Source organism: Enterobacter sp. LM3, from assembly GCF_046622475.1.
Taxonomy (GTDB): domain Bacteria; phylum Pseudomonadota; class Gammaproteobacteria; order Enterobacterales; family Enterobacteriaceae; genus Enterobacter; species Enterobacter cloacae_P.
Genome location: NZ_JBJURN010000002.1, coordinates 54,282 through 72,794, shown reverse-complemented (window position 1 = coordinate 72,794; position 18,513 = coordinate 54,282). Strand labels below are relative to the sequence as shown.

General features: G+C 53.3%; 17 protein-coding genes. 8 read left to right on the top strand and 9 right to left on the bottom strand.

Annotation, left to right across the window (positions count from 1 at the left end; all coding sequences use genetic code 11):
• Positions 1 to 16: 16 nt before the first annotated feature.
• The gene (gene purT / locus ACJ9N4_RS02450) at positions 17 to 1,195 is read right to left on the bottom strand and encodes a formate-dependent phosphoribosylglycinamide formyltransferase (protein WP_411500219.1); all 1,179 of its coding nucleotides are present in this window, start codon (positions 1,193 to 1,195) and stop codon (positions 17 to 19) included.
• A 195-nt stretch (positions 1,196 to 1,390) separates the two neighbouring features.
• Between purT and ptrB the strand changes: the two genes are divergently transcribed.
• The gene (gene ptrB / locus ACJ9N4_RS02445; RefSeq protein ID WP_411500218.1) at positions 1,391 to 3,451 is read left to right on the top strand and encodes an oligopeptidase B; all 2,061 of its coding nucleotides are present in this window, start codon (positions 1,391 to 1,393) and stop codon (positions 3,449 to 3,451) included.
• Here the strand turns inward: ptrB and exoX are convergent.
• The 3 genes from exoX to ACJ9N4_RS02430 form a co-directional block, all read right to left on the bottom strand.
• Positions 3,448 to 4,110, bottom strand: coding sequence for an exodeoxyribonuclease X (exoX, locus tag ACJ9N4_RS02440; RefSeq protein ID WP_182271804.1), 663 nt, complete (start codon positions 4,108 to 4,110; stop codon positions 3,448 to 3,450). The two genes, ptrB and exoX, sit on opposite strands and share 4 nt — an antisense overlap.
• A gap of 24 nt (positions 4,111 to 4,134) precedes the next feature.
• Positions 4,135 to 4,785: a carbon-nitrogen hydrolase family protein gene (locus ACJ9N4_RS02435; protein WP_196390107.1), complete on the bottom strand. Its 651-nt coding sequence runs from the start codon at positions 4,783 to 4,785 to the stop codon at positions 4,135 to 4,137.
• Between the two features lie 110 nt (positions 4,786 to 4,895).
• Positions 4,896 to 5,126: a DNA polymerase III subunit theta gene (locus ACJ9N4_RS02430; protein WP_182271802.1), complete on the bottom strand. Its 231-nt coding sequence runs from the start codon at positions 5,124 to 5,126 to the stop codon at positions 4,896 to 4,898.
• 137 nt (positions 5,127 to 5,263) lie between these two features.
• Between ACJ9N4_RS02430 and yobA the strand changes: the two genes are divergently transcribed.
• Genes yobA through ACJ9N4_RS02415 form a run of 3 tightly spaced genes read left to right on the top strand, consistent with a single transcriptional unit; the run spans position 5,264 to position 6,861 of the window.
• Positions 5,264 to 5,635 (top strand): CopC domain-containing protein YobA, encoded by a 372-nt coding sequence (gene yobA / locus ACJ9N4_RS02425; RefSeq protein ID WP_182271801.1) that lies wholly within the window; start codon positions 5,264 to 5,266, stop codon positions 5,633 to 5,635.
• Position 5,636: 1 nt separating this feature from the next.
• The gene (gene copD, locus ACJ9N4_RS02420) at positions 5,637 to 6,506 is read left to right on the top strand and encodes a copper homeostasis membrane protein CopD (protein WP_196390106.1); all 870 of its coding nucleotides are present in this window, start codon (positions 5,637 to 5,639) and stop codon (positions 6,504 to 6,506) included.
• 16 nt (positions 6,507 to 6,522) lie between these two features.
• Entirely contained in the window at positions 6,523 to 6,861 is a 339-nt protein-coding gene (locus tag ACJ9N4_RS02415; protein ID WP_182271799.1) for a YebY family protein, read from the top strand.
• A gap of 475 nt (positions 6,862 to 7,336) precedes the next feature.
• Here the strand turns inward: ACJ9N4_RS02415 and ACJ9N4_RS02410 are convergent, their stop codons facing one another.
• On the bottom strand, positions 7,337 to 8,278 hold the full coding sequence (locus tag ACJ9N4_RS02410; RefSeq protein WP_182271796.1) for a VirK/YbjX family protein: 942 nt from the start codon (positions 8,276 to 8,278) through the stop codon (positions 7,337 to 7,339).
• Positions 8,279 to 8,456: 178 nt separating this feature from the next.
• Between ACJ9N4_RS02410 and pphA the strand changes: the two genes are divergently transcribed.
• Positions 8,457 to 9,101, top strand: a complete 645-nt coding sequence (gene pphA / locus ACJ9N4_RS02405; RefSeq protein ID WP_182271795.1) for a protein-serine/threonine phosphatase — start codon at positions 8,457 to 8,459, stop codon at positions 9,099 to 9,101.
• A gap of 38 nt (positions 9,102 to 9,139) precedes the next feature.
• On the opposite strand, the gene ACJ9N4_RS02400 is transcribed toward pphA, so the two are convergent.
• From ACJ9N4_RS02400 to yebS, 4 genes are all read right to left on the bottom strand, one after another.
• Positions 9,140 to 9,379, bottom strand: coding sequence for a YebV family protein (locus ACJ9N4_RS02400; RefSeq protein WP_182271794.1), 240 nt, complete (start codon positions 9,377 to 9,379; stop codon positions 9,140 to 9,142).
• 105 nt (positions 9,380 to 9,484) lie between these two features.
• Positions 9,485 to 10,927, bottom strand: coding sequence for a 16S rRNA (cytosine(1407)-C(5))-methyltransferase RsmF (gene rsmF / locus ACJ9N4_RS02395; RefSeq protein ID WP_411500217.1), 1,443 nt, complete (start codon positions 10,925 to 10,927; stop codon positions 9,485 to 9,487).
• Positions 10,928 to 11,003: 76 nt separating this feature from the next.
• Positions 11,004 to 13,637 carry an MlaD family protein gene (locus ACJ9N4_RS02390; protein ID WP_411500216.1) on the bottom strand — a complete coding sequence of 878 codons (2,634 nt, stop codon included), beginning with the start codon at positions 13,635 to 13,637 and terminating at the stop codon, positions 11,004 to 11,006.
• Complete coding sequence (gene yebS, locus ACJ9N4_RS02385; protein ID WP_182271791.1) at positions 13,606 to 14,889, bottom strand: membrane integrity lipid transport subunit YebS; 1,284 nt, start codon at positions 14,887 to 14,889, stop codon at positions 13,606 to 13,608. The genes ACJ9N4_RS02390 and yebS overlap by 32 nt, the downstream gene beginning before the upstream one ends.
• A gap of 132 nt (positions 14,890 to 15,021) precedes the next feature.
• Here yebS and ACJ9N4_RS02380 point away from each other — a divergent pair, with 132 nt between their 5' ends.
• From ACJ9N4_RS02380 to prc, 3 genes are all read left to right on the top strand, one after another.
• On the top strand, positions 15,022 to 15,519 hold the full coding sequence (locus ACJ9N4_RS02380) for a GAF domain-containing protein (RefSeq protein ID WP_182271790.1): 498 nt from the start codon (positions 15,022 to 15,024) through the stop codon (positions 15,517 to 15,519).
• Between the two features lie 96 nt (positions 15,520 to 15,615).
• On the top strand, positions 15,616 to 16,302 hold the full coding sequence (gene proQ, locus ACJ9N4_RS02375; RefSeq protein ID WP_411500215.1) for an RNA chaperone ProQ: 687 nt from the start codon (positions 15,616 to 15,618) through the stop codon (positions 16,300 to 16,302).
• A gap of 19 nt (positions 16,303 to 16,321) precedes the next feature.
• Positions 16,322 to 18,370, top strand: a complete 2,049-nt coding sequence (gene prc, locus ACJ9N4_RS02370; RefSeq protein ID WP_182271789.1) for a carboxy terminal-processing peptidase — start codon at positions 16,322 to 16,324, stop codon at positions 18,368 to 18,370.
• Positions 18,371 to 18,513 lie beyond the last annotated feature (143 nt).

The following is an 18,513-nucleotide window of genomic DNA, read 5'->3' as shown; positions in this document are numbered from 1 at the left end:
CTTCTGGCCCGTTTTTTTATCCTGCTACGTTGACATTCGCGGCGGCCGTTTTGGCTCTTGCCACGGCATCATCTATATTCTCACCCGTCGCTAACGCCACGCCAAGACGACGTGAACCGTCGATTTCCGGTTTACCGAACAACCTGACCTGCAAACCTGCGCCGACGGTACTTTCAACGTTATCGAAGGTGACGTTCTGGCTGGTCAAGTGCGGCAGGATCACCGCCGATGCCGCCGGGCCGTACTGACGAATACCACCGACAGGCAGGCCGAGGAAGGCACGCACATGCAGGGCGAACTCAGAGAGATCCTGTGAGATCAGGGTCACCATGCCAGTATCGTGCGGGCGAGGGGAGACTTCACTGAAAATGACCTCATCACCGCGGACAAACAGCTCCACACCGAACAGGCCGTAACCGCCCAGCGCCAGCACCGTCTTACGGGCTATTTCCTGCGCACGTTCCAGGGCCAGAGGACTCATCTGCTGCGGCTGCCAGGATTCACGATAATCGCCATCTTCCTGACGGTGACCAATCGGGTCGCAGAAATGAACGCCATCCACGGCGCTGACGGTGAGCAGGGTGATTTCGAAATCAAACTTAACCACACCTTCGACAATCACGCGCCCGGCACCGGCGCGGCCACCCTGTTGCGCATAGTCCCAGGCCTTATCCAGCGTGCTACTGTCGCGGATAAAGCTTTGCCCTTTACCGGAGGAGCTCATTACCGGCTTAATGATGCACGGGTAGCCAATCTCGTTGACGGCCTGAAGGAATTCGGCTTTGTTACCAGCAAAACGGTAGCTGGAGGTGGGGAGTTGCAGCTCTTCAGCCGCCAGACGGCGAATACCTTCACGGTTCATGGTCAGCTTCGCCGCTTTTGCACAGGGCACTACGCGTTGACCTTCCTGCTCAAGGGCAATCAGCATATCGGTAGCAATGGCTTCGATTTCCGGTACCACGAAATCCGGTTTTTCTTTGGTAATCAGGGCGTGCAGGGCGTCGCCATCCAGCATGTTAATCACATGAGCGCGGTGGGCTACGTGCATCGCAGGGGCATCTGCATAACGATCAACCGCGATGACTTCAACGCCTAAGCGCTGGCACTCAATGGCAACCTCTTTTCCCAGTTCTCCCGATCCTAGCAGCATTACGCGCGTCGCTGCAGGTCGCAGCGCGGTTCCTAAACGAGTCATAACAATCCCCCTGAAAAAGTTGCGCGCAGTATAAACGAAAACGTTTGCGTCTGTCTTGTTCCGGGAGCCGGGAGACCGGTAAGAAATTTAGCCAGCCAGAGAATGCGTCTTTCTGCGAGTGGAGGCCATGTTTCGCTTGCATGATGTGTGTGTTTTGCCAACCTTATAGGGTGTGAAACTCAAAAGAAACATGACATGCCACCGAAAGCCCGACGTACGCCCTATGCGATCACCACGCATGGCGATACACGTATAGATAACTATTACTGGCTGCGGGACGATTCGCGCGCTCAGCCAGATGTGCTCGACTATCTGCACCAGGAAAATGAGTATGGCCGGAAGGTCATGTCCAGCCAGCAGGCGCTGCAGGATCAACTGCTGAGTGAGATGGTGCAACGCATCCCCCAGCGCGACATTTCTGCGCCCTGGACCAAAAATGGCTACCGTTACCGCCACCGCTATGACCCCGGCAATGAATATCCTGTCTATCAGCGACAGCCGGTGTTAAGTGCCGAGTGGGATGACTGGGAAACCCTGCTTGACGCTAACCAGCGCGCGGCCCACAGCGAGTTTTATACACTGGGTGGCATGTCTGTCTCACCTGATAACGCCATTATGGCGCTGGCGGAAGATTACCTCTCTCGCCGCCAGTACGGACTGCGTTTCCGTAACCTGGAGACGGGGAACTGGTATCCAGAAACGCTGGAGAATGTCTCACCGGATTTTGTCTGGGCGAACGACTCTGAAACGGTCTATTACGTCAAAAAGCATGCTTTGACCTTACTGCCCTGGCAGGTATGGCGTCACACCGTGGGCACGGCTTCCTCTGATGATGAACTGGTGTATGAAGAGAAAGACGATACGTTTTACGTTAGCCTGCATAAAACCTCGTCGCGCCGCTACGTCATCATTTCGCTCGCCAGCGCGACCACCTCTGAAGTCTTGCTGCTGGATGCCGAACTGCCCGATGCGCAGCCGCTCTGTTTTCTGCCGCGTCGCAAAGATCATGAGTACAGCCTGGATCACTTCCAGCACAGCTTTTATTTGCGTTCTAACCGTGAAGGCAAAAACTTTGGCCTCTATAAGACCAAAGTACGTGATGAGCACAAATGGGAGGTCTTAATTCCCGCCCGGGAACAGGTGATGCTCGAAGGATTTACGCTCTTCACCGACTGGCTGGTGGTGGAGGAGCGTCAGCGGGGGCTGACCAGCCTGCGACAAATTAACCGCAAAACGCATGAAGTGGTGGGGATTGCGTTCGACGATCCGGCCTATGTAACGTGGATTGGTTTTAACCCCGAACCGGAATCATCGCGGCTGCGCTACGGCTACTCATCGATGACCACGCCAGACACATTGTTTGAACTGGATATGGACACCGGGCAGCGGCAGGTGATTAAACAGGTGGAAGTGACGGGTTTCGACGCGGAGAAATACCGCAGTGAACACCTGTGGGTAATCGCCCGCGATGGAGTGGAGGTACCGGTGTCACTGGTGTACCGGAAGGAACATTTCCGGAAAGGTAAAAATCCGATCCTGGTATACGGCTACGGATCCTACGGCTCCAGTATGGACGCGGACTTCAGCAGCAGCAGGCTGAGCCTGCTCGATCGTGGGTTTGTTTTTGCTATCGCCCATGTGCGCGGCGGTGGGGAACTGGGTCACCACTGGTATGAAGACGGTAAGTTCCTGAAAAAGAAAAATACCTTCAATGATTATCTCGATGTTTGTGATGCGTTGGTGGATCAAGGTTATGGCGATCCGACGCTCTGCTTTGGTATGGGCGGCAGTGCCGGTGGGATGCTGATGGGGGCGGTCATTAATCAGCGTCCTGAACGCTTCAAAGGCATTGTGGCGCAGGTTCCTTTTGTGGATGTGGTGACCACCATGCTGGATGAATCCATTCCGTTAACGACGGGTGAATTCGAGGAGTGGGGTAATCCGCAGGACGATGTGTATTATCGCTATATGAAAACGTACAGCCCTTATGACAACGTAGAGGCGAAAGCCTACCCGCATTTGCTGGTGACCACTGGCCTGCATGATTCGCAAGTGCAATATTGGGAACCCGCGAAATGGGTAGCAAAACTCCGTGAACTGAAAACCGACGATAACCTGTTGCTATTGTGCACGGATATGGATTCCGGACACGGGGGAAAATCGGGGCGGTTTAAATCCTACGAAGGGGTTGCGCTGGAGTATGCCTTCCTGATTGGCCTGGCGCAGGATACGCTGCCAGGCCGTGCCGAACGTTAGGCGTCGCCCAGATAGTGCTTCAGCGTTAAGCGGAGCTCCGGGCTCATTTTGTCCAGGTTGTTGTACAGCCAGCGCAAATAGCCCGGATCTTTATCTGCGATATCGGAAACCGCTTTGCCGCGGTATTTACCAAAGGTAAAGGTCGTCAACAATGCGGGACGTCCGGTAATCGTGGCCATATCATCCGGCGTCCAGCCAGATGTATTCATGATGTCAATCAGCAGCGCGGCGGTGATATAGCAGTCGTACAGGGCGCGGTGGTGATGTAACCCTTCCGGCGTTCTGACGCTGAGCTTGCGGGATTTATACAGCGCCATGTTGCTGTATTTGATCCCTGGCCACAGGCGGCGCGCCAGCTTCATGGTGCAGATCCACTCCCCGGGCATTTCCGGCAATACCCGGCGGTCAAAACTGGCGTTATGCGCAACATACCACGGGCTACCGTAATAGTGGGGAATGACCTCTTCAATCCACGGCTTGTCTGCCACCATCGACTCCGTAATACGGTGGATGGCCATCGCCTGCGGACTAATTGGACGGTCCGGACGCACCAGGTGGCTCATAGGGTTGACTATCTTTCCGTCAACAACGTCGACAGAGGCCACTTCCACTATTCCGCCCTGGAGATCGCAAGTTTCGGTATCGATGACGCGCAGCATTGATCGCTCCTGACCATAAAACGCTTAGCCTAATGGAATGATATCGCCTTGCCAACCCTGTCGGCCCAGAGAGCCGGTTAATAACAGCTCGCCTTTATCCGCACGCACGATCAACTGACCTTTTTCATCCCACAGTGCGCTACCGCTACGGGCATTGGCCATTAACACCGCGATGGCATACTTATGTGCAAAGCGCTGCAGCATACTGATGGACTGCCGCCAGCGGTTTTCCCCCACGGCCTGACAGCTGGTAAACAAGGTTGCCTGAGGGTCAAGATTCGGGGAGTCTGACTGTGTATCAATGATGGTGAGCTGTTTCTCGCCGGGGATCAGGCTTGCACCGTTACCCTGAGGATATCGCAGAATGCCATCGTGGTACGGCGTAAAAAGGACGAGCCCTTTCTGGCGTTGGCCTTGAAGATCAAGTGTGAGCCCCGCAATGACGGTAATGCGGTGGAACTGTGCGGCGGCAAGCAGAGGTTCCAACTGCCGATCGCCGGGTGGGGCAGGTAAAGTCGTTGTCCCCGGGCCGGTTAACGAGAGTTCAGGAAACACCAGCAAATCGCATTGCTGCCGTGCCGCTTCTTCAATGAAACGGAGATGGTGTTCGACATGGTCATCTACACTGTGGTGCTGCCCGGCATACTGAGCTGCCGCAATATTCCATCGTGACATCGTGACTTCCTTATACACTGAGTCGCAGGGATTTAAGAATACACCTAATTTAATCAGGGTTTTCTTATCCTGCCATAATCAGCGTAAGGAAATGTAACGGCTCGTTAAGCTTATTTAACTTTAGGTTCGTACGGCAAACGCGAGAGATTGACGGAGGCGAGACGGTGCGTAATTAAGCGTTCGCGAAACCAGTCACGCAGGTGGGCAGGTTGCTCACGTTCAACCACTTCTGCCACGATGGGCATGTTGTAACGCTCTTTAAATGCAACGCCAGCGGCAGCGAGATCGACATTCACTTTGTCCATCTCGTCCTGAGGAAGGGCGGCCAGATTGATCTTCATTACCTTCTCCTTTTTATGCGGCGGCAACGTTACCGCGATTGCCCGACGATGACAAGTGCAGGCAGGATGATCCTCGACTCGTTTATTATACAGAGTTATTCTTTACTACACAGGCATAACAAAAAGGAATAATTGCGATGAGCTTATCCACTTCACGCGCGGTTTGCGCACTGGCTTTTCTGCTCTCTTCAGCAATGACGCCCTCTGTGCTGGCGCATGCTCACCTTAAACAACAATCACCGGCAGCAGATACCCAGGTGGCGGCTCCGCAGGTTCTTACGCTGAATTTCTCCGAGGGCATTGAACCGGGGTTTAGCGGTGTGGTAGTAACCGATGCACAACAGCAGGCTATCAAAACCGGTGCGGTTAAGCGTAATGAAAAGGACAAGGCTCAGCTTATTGTTCCACTGGAACAAACACTGAGTGCAGGGACTTATCAGGTTGACTGGCATGTGGTCTCTGTGGACGGCCACAAAACCAAAGGCAGCTACCACTTTAGCGTGAAATAGTATGTTGCTACCGATTGATGTGGCGTTGCGCTTTATCCACTTTGGCGCGCTGATGCTGATTTTTGGTAATGCGCTATACAGCACCTGGCTTGCTCCGTTTTCACTGCATCGCCTGATGACCCGACGCTTTCAGTTGCAGCAAAAAATCGCGTCGCTCGTTAGCCTGGTTACTGCGGTCCTGATGTATGGCCTTCAGGGCGGGTTGATGGGCAATGGCTGGGAGGATGTGCTGCGCCCTGATACCTGGCATGTCGTCGCCACGACGCGGTTTGGCAGTATCTGGCTGTGGCAGATAATTCTGGCGATGGTCACGGCCGGTGCGGCATGGCTGGCCCCGCAAAAAGGGGCGCGATTGCTGTTGCTCGCGATGGGGCAGTTTGTCCTGCTGGCGGGCGTAGGGCACGCAGCGATGCATGAAGGTGCGTCGGGGACATTACAGCGTCTCAACCACGCGATTCACCTGCTATGTGCAGCCACCTGGCTGGGCGGATTATTGCCGCTGTTGTTTTGCATGCGCCTGGCGAAAGGGCGCTGGCAGACCGCCGCAATCTACACCATGATGCGCTTCTCTCGTGTTGGGCATTACGCCGTCGCAGGAGTGGTGCTCTCTGGCATTATCAATGCGCTCTTTATTCTGGGTGTCAATGTCCCCTGGCATACGGGCTACGTACAGCTTCTGTTGTTCAAATGTGCGCTGGTGGCATTGATGGTGGTAATTGCGCTGATGAATCGGTATTTTCTGGTGCCACGATTTCGTCCTGAAACCGGGCGAGAACAACAGCTTTTTATCAGAATGACACAGGCAGAGGTGGTGCTGGGTGCGCTGGTTCTGGCAACGGTCAGTCTGTTTGCGACCTGGGAACCCTTTTGACAAGGTTAAATATCATATGAAAAAGACAGTACTTTCTCTCTTATTGCTGGCCTGCGCGGGGAGTGCCCTGGCGGCACCGCAGGTTATTACCGTCAGCCGTTTTGAAGTGGGTAAGGACAAATGGGCTTTCGATCGTGAAGAGGTCATGCTGACCTGTCGTCCAGGGCATGCGTTGTATGCGATCAACCCAAGCACGCTGGTGCAATACCCGTTAAACGATATCGCTGAGCAGCAGGTGGCCAGCGGTAAGAGCAGCGGGCAGCCGATAAGCGTGATCCAGATTGATGACCCGGCGAAACCGGGGCAGAAGATGAGCCTGGTACCGTTTATCGAGCGTGCCGATAAGCTCTGCTAGCGTTCTGGTTTCCAATAAAAAACCGCAGATGCTTGCGAAAGCACTGCGGTTTTTCACATTTAATGATGCTCTGACGCTTTTTTTCAGGCCGCTTTAACTGTGGACTGGAAAACCTGGCGTCGTCATCTATTCTTAAAAGGCAAGGCGATTTTAGCCTGCATTAATGCCAACTTTTAGCGCACGGCTCTCTCCCAAGAGCCATTTCCCTGGACCGAATACAGGAATCGTATTCGGTCTCTTTTTATCTGCTTTTAATTTCAGTCACTTACGGTGCTCCGACCGAAAATGCCCTAAAATCGTCCGAACTTTTATATTCGGCGTTTTTCCGTTATACCACACCATTTTTAACAATCCCAACCCATTTACACGCAAAAAATCAGATCGTCACAAATTCTTTTTTTCTGCTGTTCAGGTCTTTTCCGGTCATTTTTTCTGGTCTGGGGCCTCGCAAATGCGAGGCTTTTTTATACGTCGCTTAAAAGCGCGCTTTAATTGCCGCCTCAATCTCATCAAGCAACTCGAAGCGGCGGCGATATTCAGCTCGTTTTTTACTGGCAATCTCTTCGAGGGATTTGCGTTCCATTTGTAATGGCAGCTGCCAGCGGAAAGTAGAACGTTTTTGGCCGTCGATGGACTCCCAGAACTCATCGTAGCTGGCGTGGAAATGGCGACCTTTACTCAGACGATAACGCAGCGCGCGGAAGATGTGCCCTTCATCGCTGACCGCATAAATCGCTTTGATGCCTGAAAGCGTCGCCAGCTGGAACAGAACTTCCATCAACACACGCTTGGGGAACAGGCCATGACAGGCGCGGGTCGCTTGCTTAATGACATCACGGGACACGCTACGGCGTGGGCCTTGCAGGCCGCCAATCACCAGCACGGGCTGACCATTCTCGCGCGCAACGCAAAACGTCAGGCTCGCAAGCAGGGTATTCTCGCTATCGCGCAACCACAGCGTACATTCACCTTCGCGCTCGGCTTTGCTGGCGTTCATGGCGTTGACGTTATAACAGACGCCATCTTTGGCATGAAACTCAACAATGGACTGCTCTTGCGGGCCCGTTAACGCCTTAACCAGATCGGCGTCTTTCAGGGAATCAATCCACTGGTAGTGGTTAATGATGGCATCTGCACGATCGTTGGCGTTCATGCCACGCATCAGATACTGACGGTGGGTTTTACTCGGCAGGGTGATTTGCGAGGCCAGCAGCTGGTCAAAATCATTGCGGCGGGACAATGCGTCCAGCATACGGTGTGTCGAAGACCAGAAAAGAAGCGAACGTAACAGGAATTTCAGACGATACTCGCGTTTTTGCCAGATTGGGCCTGGGACGAGTTTACCTTTCACCAGTTCAGAAATGATATTTGTGTGATGCGAATGTGGTGCATCGTTTTGCAGGCGCGAATTTGACACGTGAAAACCTCAAAGTTTATGCATTGCACATTTTAGGGGGCATGCAAAAGTCTATTAATACTGGTGAACTATTTATTTATCCCTAGTTTACTGTCTGTTTAACTTTGTGAAAAGCGCAGTAACATCGTTGCCCGTTGGTTGTTTTCTGTTGCAACTATACTCCTTTACAGGAGGGCTTATGTATCAGCGAATCGATGGTGAAAAGTGGCGTCACGTCTGGGTTGTGAGCGATATACATGGTTGCTATCAGTGGCTTATGGATGAACTGAAACGTCGTCATTTTAATCCTTATGAGGATTTACTTATCTCGGTAGGAGATTTGATTGATCGCGGGCCAGATAGTGTTAAATGCCTGCAACTCATGCATGAAAAGTGGTTTCGTGCGGTTCGGGGTAACCATGAACAAATGGCGCTCGACAGTCTGGATAATAACGATTTTGCGCTCTGGACAATCAATGGCGGAATGTGGTTTGCACGGCTTGAGTGCGAACAACAAAAACAGGCACTGACGTTACTCGAGGCTAGCCGGAATTTACCGCACATTATCGAAATAACCTGCAAGAATGGTCTGAATGTGATCGCGCATGCCGACTACCCCGCAGCAGAGTATCAGTGGGGTAAACCCGTGAACGCACAGCGCGTGCTGTGGGATCGAAACCGGTTAATGGGCTTTATGGCAGGGAAAGGGCAGGGGATTAGCGGCGCGGATCATTTTTGGTTCGGGCATACGCCTGTTGATAAGCGGTATGATTTTAACAACCTGCACTACATCGATACCGGGGCCGTCTTCGGAGGTTACTTTACGCTGGCGCAACTGCAGTAGGAAATAAATAACCCGCCTTCGGGCGGGTTCTCTTTAGGTCAGGCAAGGCGCATGACCCAGGCATCGGTACTACGATCGTAATGCTCACGATAAAGGACAGAGTGTTCGCCATCAAGAATAGCCGGGATGCTGGTGTCTGCGTCCCAGGCATCAAGCTGCATACATAAATCCGGGTCGGACTTGCAGGGAATACTTAACGTTCGATCGCTCTGTGTTTCGCCGCGCAATTCTGCATCGTCGATTTCAAAAGCGCCAATACGCACGCTGGTTTTCGTCATAATGCTCTCCGGGGTTTGTACTAAAAATCTGGTATGACCAGTGCGGGCATCCATTTTTTATCGTAGACAAGGAGAGCAAAATCGCCAGTAAAAAAGTGCGCTTTTTTAGGCTGTGCGTTCGTTACCGGTAAACAGGCGACCGTCGCGTACCAGTTCACGCGGGTAGCTGTTTTTCAGCCGCGATCCCACCTTTTTCGCCAACCCAAGCGGATAGCCCTGATAAGTCACCACCACTTCATCCTGCGATGGGGTGTTTTCAGGGTAAACGTCGCGGCCACGGTACCACTCTTCGGCTTCCTGATGCGTCAGGGCAAAAGTATTTTCACTTCCGGCAAGGGCAATGACCGCCTCATGCTGCCAGCGGTAACCTTTGTTATGGACTTCCGCCAGACGGATCCCGATGCGGGAAAAACGGACTTTCCCAATCAGTGGTTCGATATTCGCCGGGAAAAGCCAGATCTCTTTATCACGTAACCAGAGATGAAGGCTTTCATCCCAGACCAGCCCGGCCTTGTTGGCTGCAATTTTTACCTGCTCTGCTTCACGGCCTTTTAACGGCGTGAAGGGGAATTTTCCCACCTTAAAGCCAGGTGCGGGCAGGGGGGGAACGGCGAGGGTTTTACGCAGTCGTGCCACAAAGAAACCTTCGCAATCATAGATCTGCGGAAAAACGTGCAGGAACCCTTCGGGGGTAACGGCCTCTTTTGCCGAAACAAACAGGCCATCCAGCGGCAGGAACTCGACGGCGTCCGGATACTGTGCTTTCAGCCACAGACAGACGTCTTCATTCTCATCGCGGTTTAACGTACAGGTGGAGTAAACCAGCGTGCCACCTGGGCGCAAGGCGTGAAACGCGCTATCGATCAGTTCACGCTGTGTGGCTGCGATCTCAAGGTTGCTTTCCACTGACCAGTTTTTTAACGCATCGGGATCTTTACGCACGACGCCTTCTCCAGAACACGGTGCATCCAGCAGGATGGCATCAAACGATTCTGGTAATGCGGTACCGAACACCCGACCGTCGAAGTGCGTCAGCGCCACATTATGAATACCACAGCGGCTGATATTGGCGTGCAGCACTTTAACGCGGCTGGCGGAAAATTCATTGGCGAGAATGGCACCGCGGTTGCCCATGCGTGCGGCAATCTGCGTGGTTTTAGACCCTGGTGCTGCTGCGACATCCATCACCCGCTCTGGCGCGTTGTCATCCGCAAAAAGTGCGGCAACCGGCAACATGGAACTGGCTTCCTGAATATAAAACAGACCACTCAGATGCTCAGCGGTACTTCCCAGCGGCAGGGCTTCTTCGTCATCACGTTCGATCCAGAAACCCTCTTCACACCACGGTACCGGCGTGAGTTGCCAGTTGTAAGGTGAAACCAGCTCAAGAAATGCGTCGACGCTAATCTTCAGGGTGTTGACGCGAATGCTACGGCGTAACGGACGCTGGCAGGCGGCGATAAAGTCGTCTAATGAGAGGTGAGAAGGAAGCGCCTCGCGCATTTGCGCCAGGAATTGTTCAGGAAGAAATACGGAATTTTGAGCCACGGGCACACCACAGGGAAACATTCAGGTGCGCAGTGTAACATAAAGGCTCCGGTGCGTTGACACCGGAGCCCTGAGATTAACGCGGCAGCGCAGTGCCCCATTCACGCCACTCTTTTGGTTCGCTTTCGAGCAGCAGGAAGTGTTTGTCAGGCTGCGCCTTCGGTGCCAGAGGTGTACCCGGTGGCGTGGAGAAGGCGATACCGCCGCGAATGAACTGGTTGAATGTCCCGGTTTTCACTACTCCACCGGTCAGACCAAAGTCCAGTGAATATCCGGATGCCAGCCAGAACACGGAGTTATTACGTACCAGATGCTGATAACGCTCGCTGATGCGCAGTGCCACCATGACGCGGTCGGACAATGTTCCCAGCGTCAGGCCAGTTACTGTACCCACTTCAATACCGCGGAACAGAACCGGTGTGCCGATGTTTAGCGAGCCCGCTTCCGGTACTTCCACTACGATGCTCAGGCCATCAAGATAGCGCGAGTCGGTAATGGTGGCTTCCTGCAGTTCAAAATCACGACGGGCATTGCCCTGGCCGGGTTCGACGTTAATGTACGGCTGCAAAATGGTGTCGAGGTGCTCAACCCCTGCCGCTGAGATTTTCGGTGTCACCACGGAGAAACGCGAACCCGTGCGGGCAAAGGTCTGGACATATTCCGGGTAGAGTACCGCTGTAGCCTGCACTTCATTACGTGAGGTAATCAGCGTCAGCTTCTGGATCTGCCCGATATCAATGCCCAGATAGCGGATGGGCATCCCTTCAGCCAGTTTGCCCGCATCGAAGGCATGCAGGGTAATCTGCCCACCAACGGCACGGGCAGCGGTTTCAGACGGGAACAGGATGCGTTTATCATCTTTGCGCAGGTTAGCGCCTGCGCCGCTGAGATTATCGAAGCTAATCGCACCGCGCAACGCGCGGGAGAGCGGAGAGGCCTGAACGGTCAATCCACTGCTATTGAGCTGAACCTTTGCACCGCCCTCGGCCCAGAACACGCTGTTTGGCGTGAGCAGCTTGCGGTACTCAGGTTTGATGTGCAGTTCGATATCAAATGCGTCTGCCCGCGGGCGAACGGTGATCACTTCCCCGACGGCAAATTTACGGTAGAGCACAACGGAGCCGGCCTGCACGTCTGGCAGCGTCTCGGCGCTCAAGGTCAGTGTGGTGGTTGGCAGATCGCTCAGGCTATTTTCAACTGCTTTGTCCAGATTGGCATACAGTGGATAGCTGTCGCGCATCGGGCCTTTCTCACCTGGCAAAATACGGATCCCGCCGTTCACCCATTCGCTGGCGCTGGCACCAAGGAACTCCACGCCGTCCAGACCCACCTTCACGTCGACACGGCTGTTGACCACGAATTTACTGTCGCCATGCACCAGGTCGGTATAGTGAGGATCGATGGCCACCGAGAAACTCACACCTTTCTCCGACAGCGTACGCTCCAGCACCTGGCCGACCTGCACGCCATGCAAAATCAGCGGCTGACCGGCTTCAATACCGTAGCTTTCCGGGGCATTCAGCGTCAGCGTGATAACGCCTGGTTTTTGCAGAAGGGATTTATCCGCAGGGACGATAACGAAGCTGTTGCTCGGTTGGCCTTCACCCGGGATCAGCTCAAAAGTGCTGCCGGTCAGCAGGCTGCTGATGCTGGCATCGCTCAGCGACAGCTTCGGACTGCGCATTTCAATACGCGTTTTTTCGCGCAGGAGATCAACCACGCTCGGATCAACGGTCATCTCCCCGGTCACAGAACCGTCGGGATTGAGCGTCATTTTAGTGAGCTGCCCAACCTGCAATCCCTGATACATGAGTGGAGTAGAACCGGCTTTCAGCCCTTTGGCATCGGGCAGAGTGAGTTTGACGATCACGCCACGCTGGCTGTGTGCCAGGTCGGCATACAATCCAAATGTATCATCTGTGGTGGCAGGGCCAGAGTTTTCCGGGGAATCGAAGGCAATGGCACCATTGACCAGTGCGGCCAGGCTCTCAAGCTTCACTTTCGCACCGCTCAGGCTGACGTCAGCATCCACACCTGAAACATTCCAGAAACGGCTGCCTTTTTTCACCAGGTTCGTGAACCGGCGTTCGATGAGCACATCAATAGTGACGCCCTGTTTGTTGGGGTTGATAGCATAATCGTAGACGCGGCCTACCGGGATTTTGCGAAAGTACACCAGCGAGCCACTGTTCAGCGAACCGAGATCCGGGGCCTGGAGGTGGATCATCAAATCCCCGTTGTTCAGACGGTATTTGGGCTGCGTATCGAGCGCGACGAAATGCTCCTGCGGCTCACCTTTACCGGGCATCATGCCAATGTAGTTACCGCCAACCAGCGCATCCAGCCCTGAAACACCGGCCAGAGACGCTTTGGGTGTTACCAGCCAGAACTGTGTTTCGCTGCGCAGCGCATCCTGCATGTCTGATTTAATGCTGGCACGCACCTGAATTTTGTTCAGCCCTTTGCCAAGCCGTATATCCTGTACGGTACCAACTTCTACACCCTGGAAACGCACAGGCGTACGCCCGGCGATGATGCCGTCAGCAGACTGGAAATCAATGGTGATGGTATTGCCGCGATCTTCATAGCTCGTCCAGATAAGCCAGCCTGCGATCATCAACGCAATGACGGGCAGCAACCAGAATGGCGAAATGCGGCGTTTTGTTTTAATTCGCGCTTCAGTCGGCGAAGCGGGCGTTTCCTGACTCATGTGCATCCCAAAGTAAGCGGCTATCCAGCCATTCCACAGCAAGAATAGTCAATATCACCGCAGAGCCGAAGTAAAAAGCTGCGGGTCCCATTGTAAAAGCAAGTAACTGATCGCGATTGATGAGCGACATCATCAACGAAATCACAAACAGATCCAACATCGACCAGCGGCCAATCCAGGTGACCAGCCGCAGAAGCAGAATGCGCGAGCGTAACCCCTGCTCGCATTTAAAGTGAATACTGATGAGCAGGGTAAACATCACCACCACTTTGGTAAACGGCACCAGAATACTGGCGATAAAGACAATTGCCGCCACGCCAACGTTGCTATGGGCGAGCGAGACAATACCGGAGAGGATGGTATCTTCCTGACGGCTGCCATTCACGTAAATAATGGAAATCGGCATCATGTTGGCAGGGATCAGGAGCATCACCGAGGCAATCAGCGCCGCCCAGCATTTTTGCAGGCTGTTGTTGCGCCGAAGTCTTAACGGGATATGGCAGCGGGGGCAGCGTCCGCGCGCGTCAGCTAACCCGGTGTAGTGGCATCCCAGGCAGACGCGGAGGTTTTCATCGGGGCGCGTGGCAGGGCGCTGCGGATAAAATCGCTCCCAGAGCTGTTCAACATTCAGGTGGATCAGGGTCAAAATACTGAGCAACACCAGCGAGATAAAGGCCACCAGGCCAATGCCGGGCTGTAAGAACGCATAGTCTTGTACCTTAATTGAGGCGACGCCAATGCCAACCAGATAAATATCCAGCATCACCCACTCTTTGAGTTTATCCAGCATGAGCAGGACAGGGCGCAGGTTCATCCCCAGAATGTTGCCAAGCCAAAGGTAAGCGATGGCGGCGACCAGAACCAGCGGTGCGCCAACGGTGCAGAACAGCACCATTGAGGCGGTGAGTGGATCACCCTGGCGTGTCATCTGCCAGATCCCCTGCAGCACGTTGGCATCAATGCGCACGCCCAGAAGATAGAGTTTCAGCAGCGGTTCGCTCCAGGCAAACGGCATCAGCAACAGCATGGCGACCGCCATTGCAGCGAGTCGAGTGAGTGACCAGTCGCGGCCGTCGCGAATTTTGGCGTTACAGCGAGGACAAAAGGCACTTTGGTGCGATTTCATCTTCGGCAACATAAAAAGCGTATCGCACTGAGGGCAACGCTGATAATGTGCTCGAGGCAGCGCTTCGCTTACCGTACGGACAGTTATCTTTTTGGTCGGCGTAATTCTGGTTATTTTTAAGGCCATCAGTTGCGCACAAATAAGTAATGTTGAACGTTATATTAACTCATGAACGGATTCATCTTGAGCATAAGCGCATTTAATGCTTATTTTAATAGGCTATGCGGTAGTTTTGTAAGACAACCAAGTGATTGAATAATGAACAAAACAGAATTCTACGCGGATCTTAACCGCGATTTTAAGGCATTGATGGCAGGTGAAACCAGCTTCTTAGCCACTCTGGCAAATACAAGTGCGTTACTGTTTGAGCGTCTGTCTGGTGTGAACTGGGCCGGTTTTTATCTTCTTGAAGGTGAAACGCTGGTGCTTGGGCCATTCCAGGGGAAAATTGCCTGCGTGCGTATTCCGGTGGGACGCGGAGTGTGTGGCACCGCTGTTGCGACAAATCAGGTTCAGCGCGTAGAAGATGTTCATGCCTTTGATGGGCACATTGCCTGCGATGCGACCAGCAACGCCGAAATCGTCCTTCCGCTGGTGGTGAAAAATCAGATTATTGGCGTTCTGGATATCGACAGTACGGTCTTCAGTCGCTTTACAACCGAGGACGAACAAGGGCTGCGCGAGCTGGTAGCGAACCTGGAAAACGTTCTTGCAGCAACCGATTATCAAAAATTCTTTGCGAGCGTCGCAGGATAATCAACGGATAACGTAGCATTTACTGATAGCGTCATTATAATGACGCCTGTTCATGCCTGCGCTTGTTGGCAACGTCCGTTGTAATCAGGAAATTTCATGGAAAATCAACCTAAGTTGAATAGCAGTAAAGAAGTTATCGCATTTCTGGCCGAGCGTTTCCCACAGTGCTTCAGCGCTGAAGGTGAAGCTCGTCCCCTGAAAGTCGGTATTTTTCAGGATCTGGTGGCACGTGTTGAGGGGGAAATGAACCTCAGCAAAACTCAGCTTCGTTCCGCCTTACGTCTTTATACTTCGAGCTGGCGTTACCTGTACGGTATCAAAGCGGGCGCGACCCGTGTTGATCTCGACGGCAACCCTTGCGGTGAGCTGGATGAGCAGCACGTTGAGCACGCGCGTAAGCAGTTGGAAGAAGCCAAAGCACGCGTTCAGGCACAACGTGCTGAACAGCAAGCGAAAAAGCGTGAAGCAGCAGCGGCAAACGGTCAGGAAGACGCACCTCGTCGTGAGCGTAAACCGCGTCCTGCACCGCGTCGCAATGAGAATAACGATCGCAAACCGCGTGCTGACAAACCAGCAGCGAGAGCCCCGCGTGCGCCTCGTGAAGAGCAGCGCCATACCCCGGTTTCTGACATTAACGCACTGAGCGTAGGTCAGGCGCTGAAGGTAAAAGCGGGTAACAATGCGATGGACGCCACCGTACTGGAAATCACCAAAGATGGCGTTCGTGTACAGCTGACTTCTGGTATGTCAATGATTGTACGCGCAGAACACTTGTTGTTCTGAAACGGAGGCCAAGCCTGGCATGAACACTTTTTTTAAGCTCACCGCGCTGGCGGGTCTGTTTGCCATAACAGGCCATGCTTTCGCAGTGGACGATATCACGCGTGTTGATCAAATTCCGGTATTGAAGGAAGAGACGCAGCACGCGACGGTGAGTGAGCGTGTGACGTCACGCTTCACTCGTTCGCACTATCGTCAGTTCGATCTCGATCAGGCCTTTTCGGCCAAAATCTTTGACCGCTATCTGAACTTGCTGGATTACAGCCATAACGTACTGCTTGCCAGCGATGTCGAGCAGTTCGCAAAACGCAAATCCGACGTGGGTGACGAGCTGCGCTCCGGCAAACTGGACCTGTTCTACGATCTGTATAACCTGTCGCAAAAGCGTCGCTTTGAGCGTTACCAGTATGCGCTGAAAGTGCTGGAACGTCCGATGGACTTCACCGGCAACGACACCTTTAATCTGGACCGCAGTAAAGCACCGTGGCCGAAAGATGAAGCCGAACTGAATGCGCTGTGGGACGGAAAGGTAAAATATGACGAGCTGAGCCTTAAGCTCGCTGGCAAAGACGAAAAAGAGATCCGTGACACGCTGACGCGTCGTTATAAATCGGCCATTCGTCGTCTGGCGCAAACCAACAGTGAAGATGTGTTCTCACTGGCGATGACCGCTTTTGCTCACGAAATCGACCCGCACACCAACTATCTCTCCCCGCGTAATACCGAACAGTTCAATACCGAAATGAGCTTGTCTCTGGAAGGTATTGGTGCGGTGCTGCAGATGGACGATGATTACACCGTGATCAACTCGATGGTTGCTGGTGGCCCGGCGTCGAAAAGCAAAGCGATTAGCGTTGGTGACCGCATTGTGGGTGTCGGGCAAACCGGCCAGAACATGGTCGACGTGATCGGCTGGCGTCTGGATGATGTGGTTGCGCTGATTAAAGGTCCGAAAGGTAGCAAAGTTCGCCTGGAAGTGTTGCCTGCAGGCAAAGGCACCAAAACCCGTATCGTTACCCTGACGCGTGAGCGTATCCGCCTGGAAGATCGCGCGGTGAAAATGTCGGTGAAAACCGTGGGTAAAGAGAAGGTGGGTGTTCTTGATATCCCTGGCTTCTACGTTGGTCTGACCGACGATGTGAAAGTGCAACTGCAGAAGCTTGAGAAGCAGAATGTCAGCAGCGTGATCATTGACCTGCGCAGCAATGGCGGCGGGGCACTGACCGAAGCGGTTTCTCTGTCAGGCCTGTTTATCCCGTCTGGCCCGGTGGTTCAGGTGCGTGATAACAACGGTAAAGTACGCGAAGATGCCGACAACGATGGTGTGGTCTACTATAAAGGCCCGCTGGTGGTTCTGGTCGACCGCTTCAGTGCTTCTGCATCTGAAATCTTTGCCGCGGCAATGCAGGACTATGGTCGTGCGCTGATCGTGGGTGAGCCGACGTTCGGTAAAGGTACCGTTCAGCAGTATCGCTCTCTGAATCGTATCTACGATCAGATGCTGCGTCCGGAATGGCCGGCACTGGGTTCTGTACAGTACACCATTCAGAAGTTCTACCGCGTGAACGGCGGCAGTACGCAGCGTAAAGGCGTAACGCCGGACATCATGATGCCGACAGGCACGGAAGAGACTGAAACCGGCGAGAAGTTTGAAGATAACGCGTTGCCGTGGGATAGCATCAATGCCGCGACTTACGTGAAATCAGGTGATATGACGCAGTTTGGCCCTGAATTGCTGAAAGATCATAACGATCGTATCGCGAAAGATCCGGAATTCCAGTACATCATGAAAGACATTGCTCGTTTCAATGCCATGAAAGATAAACGGAATATTGTGTCTCTTAACTACGCTCAGCGTGAGAAAGAGAACGCGGAAGACGATGCAACGCGTCTGGCGCGTATCAACGATCGTTTCAAACGTGAAGGTAAGCCTTTGCTCAAGAAACTGGACGATCTGCCTAAAGATTACCAGGAGCCCGATCCGTATCTGGACGAGACGGTTCATATCGCTCTCGACCTGGCGAATCAGGAAAAAGACAAACCTGCCGTGCAACCTGCTCCGGCAAAATAATCTCCCGACAGGCACAAGAAATTGTGCCTGTTTTTTTTAAGTTCTGCATCCTCCCGTCAATCAGATTTTCAATTGTGTAAAGTTGTGTCTTTCTGGTGACTTACACATGCTGGATCCTTGAAAATAGCCACAATACCCATACG

What these genes read in the sequence shown, in the direction of transcription:
- ACJ9N4_RS02380 (WP_182271790.1), top strand. Translation starts at nt 15,022, where the DNA reads ATGAACAAAACAGAATTCTACGCGGATCTTAACCGCGATTTTAAGGCA.
- yebS (WP_182271791.1), bottom strand. Translation starts at nt 14,889, where the DNA reads ATGGCCTTAAAAATAACCAGAATTACGCCGACCAAAAAGATAACTGTC.
- ptrB (WP_411500218.1), top strand. Translation starts at nt 1,391, where the DNA reads ATGCCACCGAAAGCCCGACGTACGCCCTATGCGATCACCACGCATGGC.
- yobA (WP_182271801.1), top strand. Translation starts at nt 5,264, where the DNA reads ATGAGCTTATCCACTTCACGCGCGGTTTGCGCACTGGCTTTTCTGCTC.
- exoX (WP_182271804.1), bottom strand. Translation starts at nt 4,110, where the DNA reads ATGCTGCGCGTCATCGATACCGAAACTTGCGATCTCCAGGGCGGAATA.
- copD (WP_196390106.1), top strand. Translation starts at nt 5,637, where the DNA reads ATGTTGCTACCGATTGATGTGGCGTTGCGCTTTATCCACTTTGGCGCG.
- purT (WP_411500219.1), bottom strand. Translation starts at nt 1,195, where the DNA reads ATGACTCGTTTAGGAACCGCGCTGCGACCTGCAGCGACGCGCGTAATG.
- prc (WP_182271789.1), top strand. Translation starts at nt 16,322, where the DNA reads ATGAACACTTTTTTTAAGCTCACCGCGCTGGCGGGTCTGTTTGCCATA.
- ACJ9N4_RS02415 (WP_182271799.1), top strand. Translation starts at nt 6,523, where the DNA reads ATGAAAAAGACAGTACTTTCTCTCTTATTGCTGGCCTGCGCGGGGAGT.
- ACJ9N4_RS02435 (WP_196390107.1), bottom strand. Translation starts at nt 4,785, where the DNA reads ATGTCACGATGGAATATTGCGGCAGCTCAGTATGCCGGGCAGCACCAC.
- ACJ9N4_RS02390 (WP_411500216.1), bottom strand. Translation starts at nt 13,637, where the DNA reads ATGAGTCAGGAAACGCCCGCTTCGCCGACTGAAGCGCGAATTAAAACA.
- pphA (WP_182271795.1), top strand. Translation starts at nt 8,457, where the DNA reads ATGTATCAGCGAATCGATGGTGAAAAGTGGCGTCACGTCTGGGTTGTG.
- ACJ9N4_RS02430 (WP_182271802.1), bottom strand. Translation starts at nt 5,126, where the DNA reads ATGAAGATCAATCTGGCCGCCCTTCCTCAGGACGAGATGGACAAAGTG.
- proQ (WP_411500215.1), top strand. Translation starts at nt 15,616, where the DNA reads ATGGAAAATCAACCTAAGTTGAATAGCAGTAAAGAAGTTATCGCATTT.
- ACJ9N4_RS02400 (WP_182271794.1), bottom strand. Translation starts at nt 9,379, where the DNA reads ATGACGAAAACCAGCGTGCGTATTGGCGCTTTTGAAATCGACGATGCA.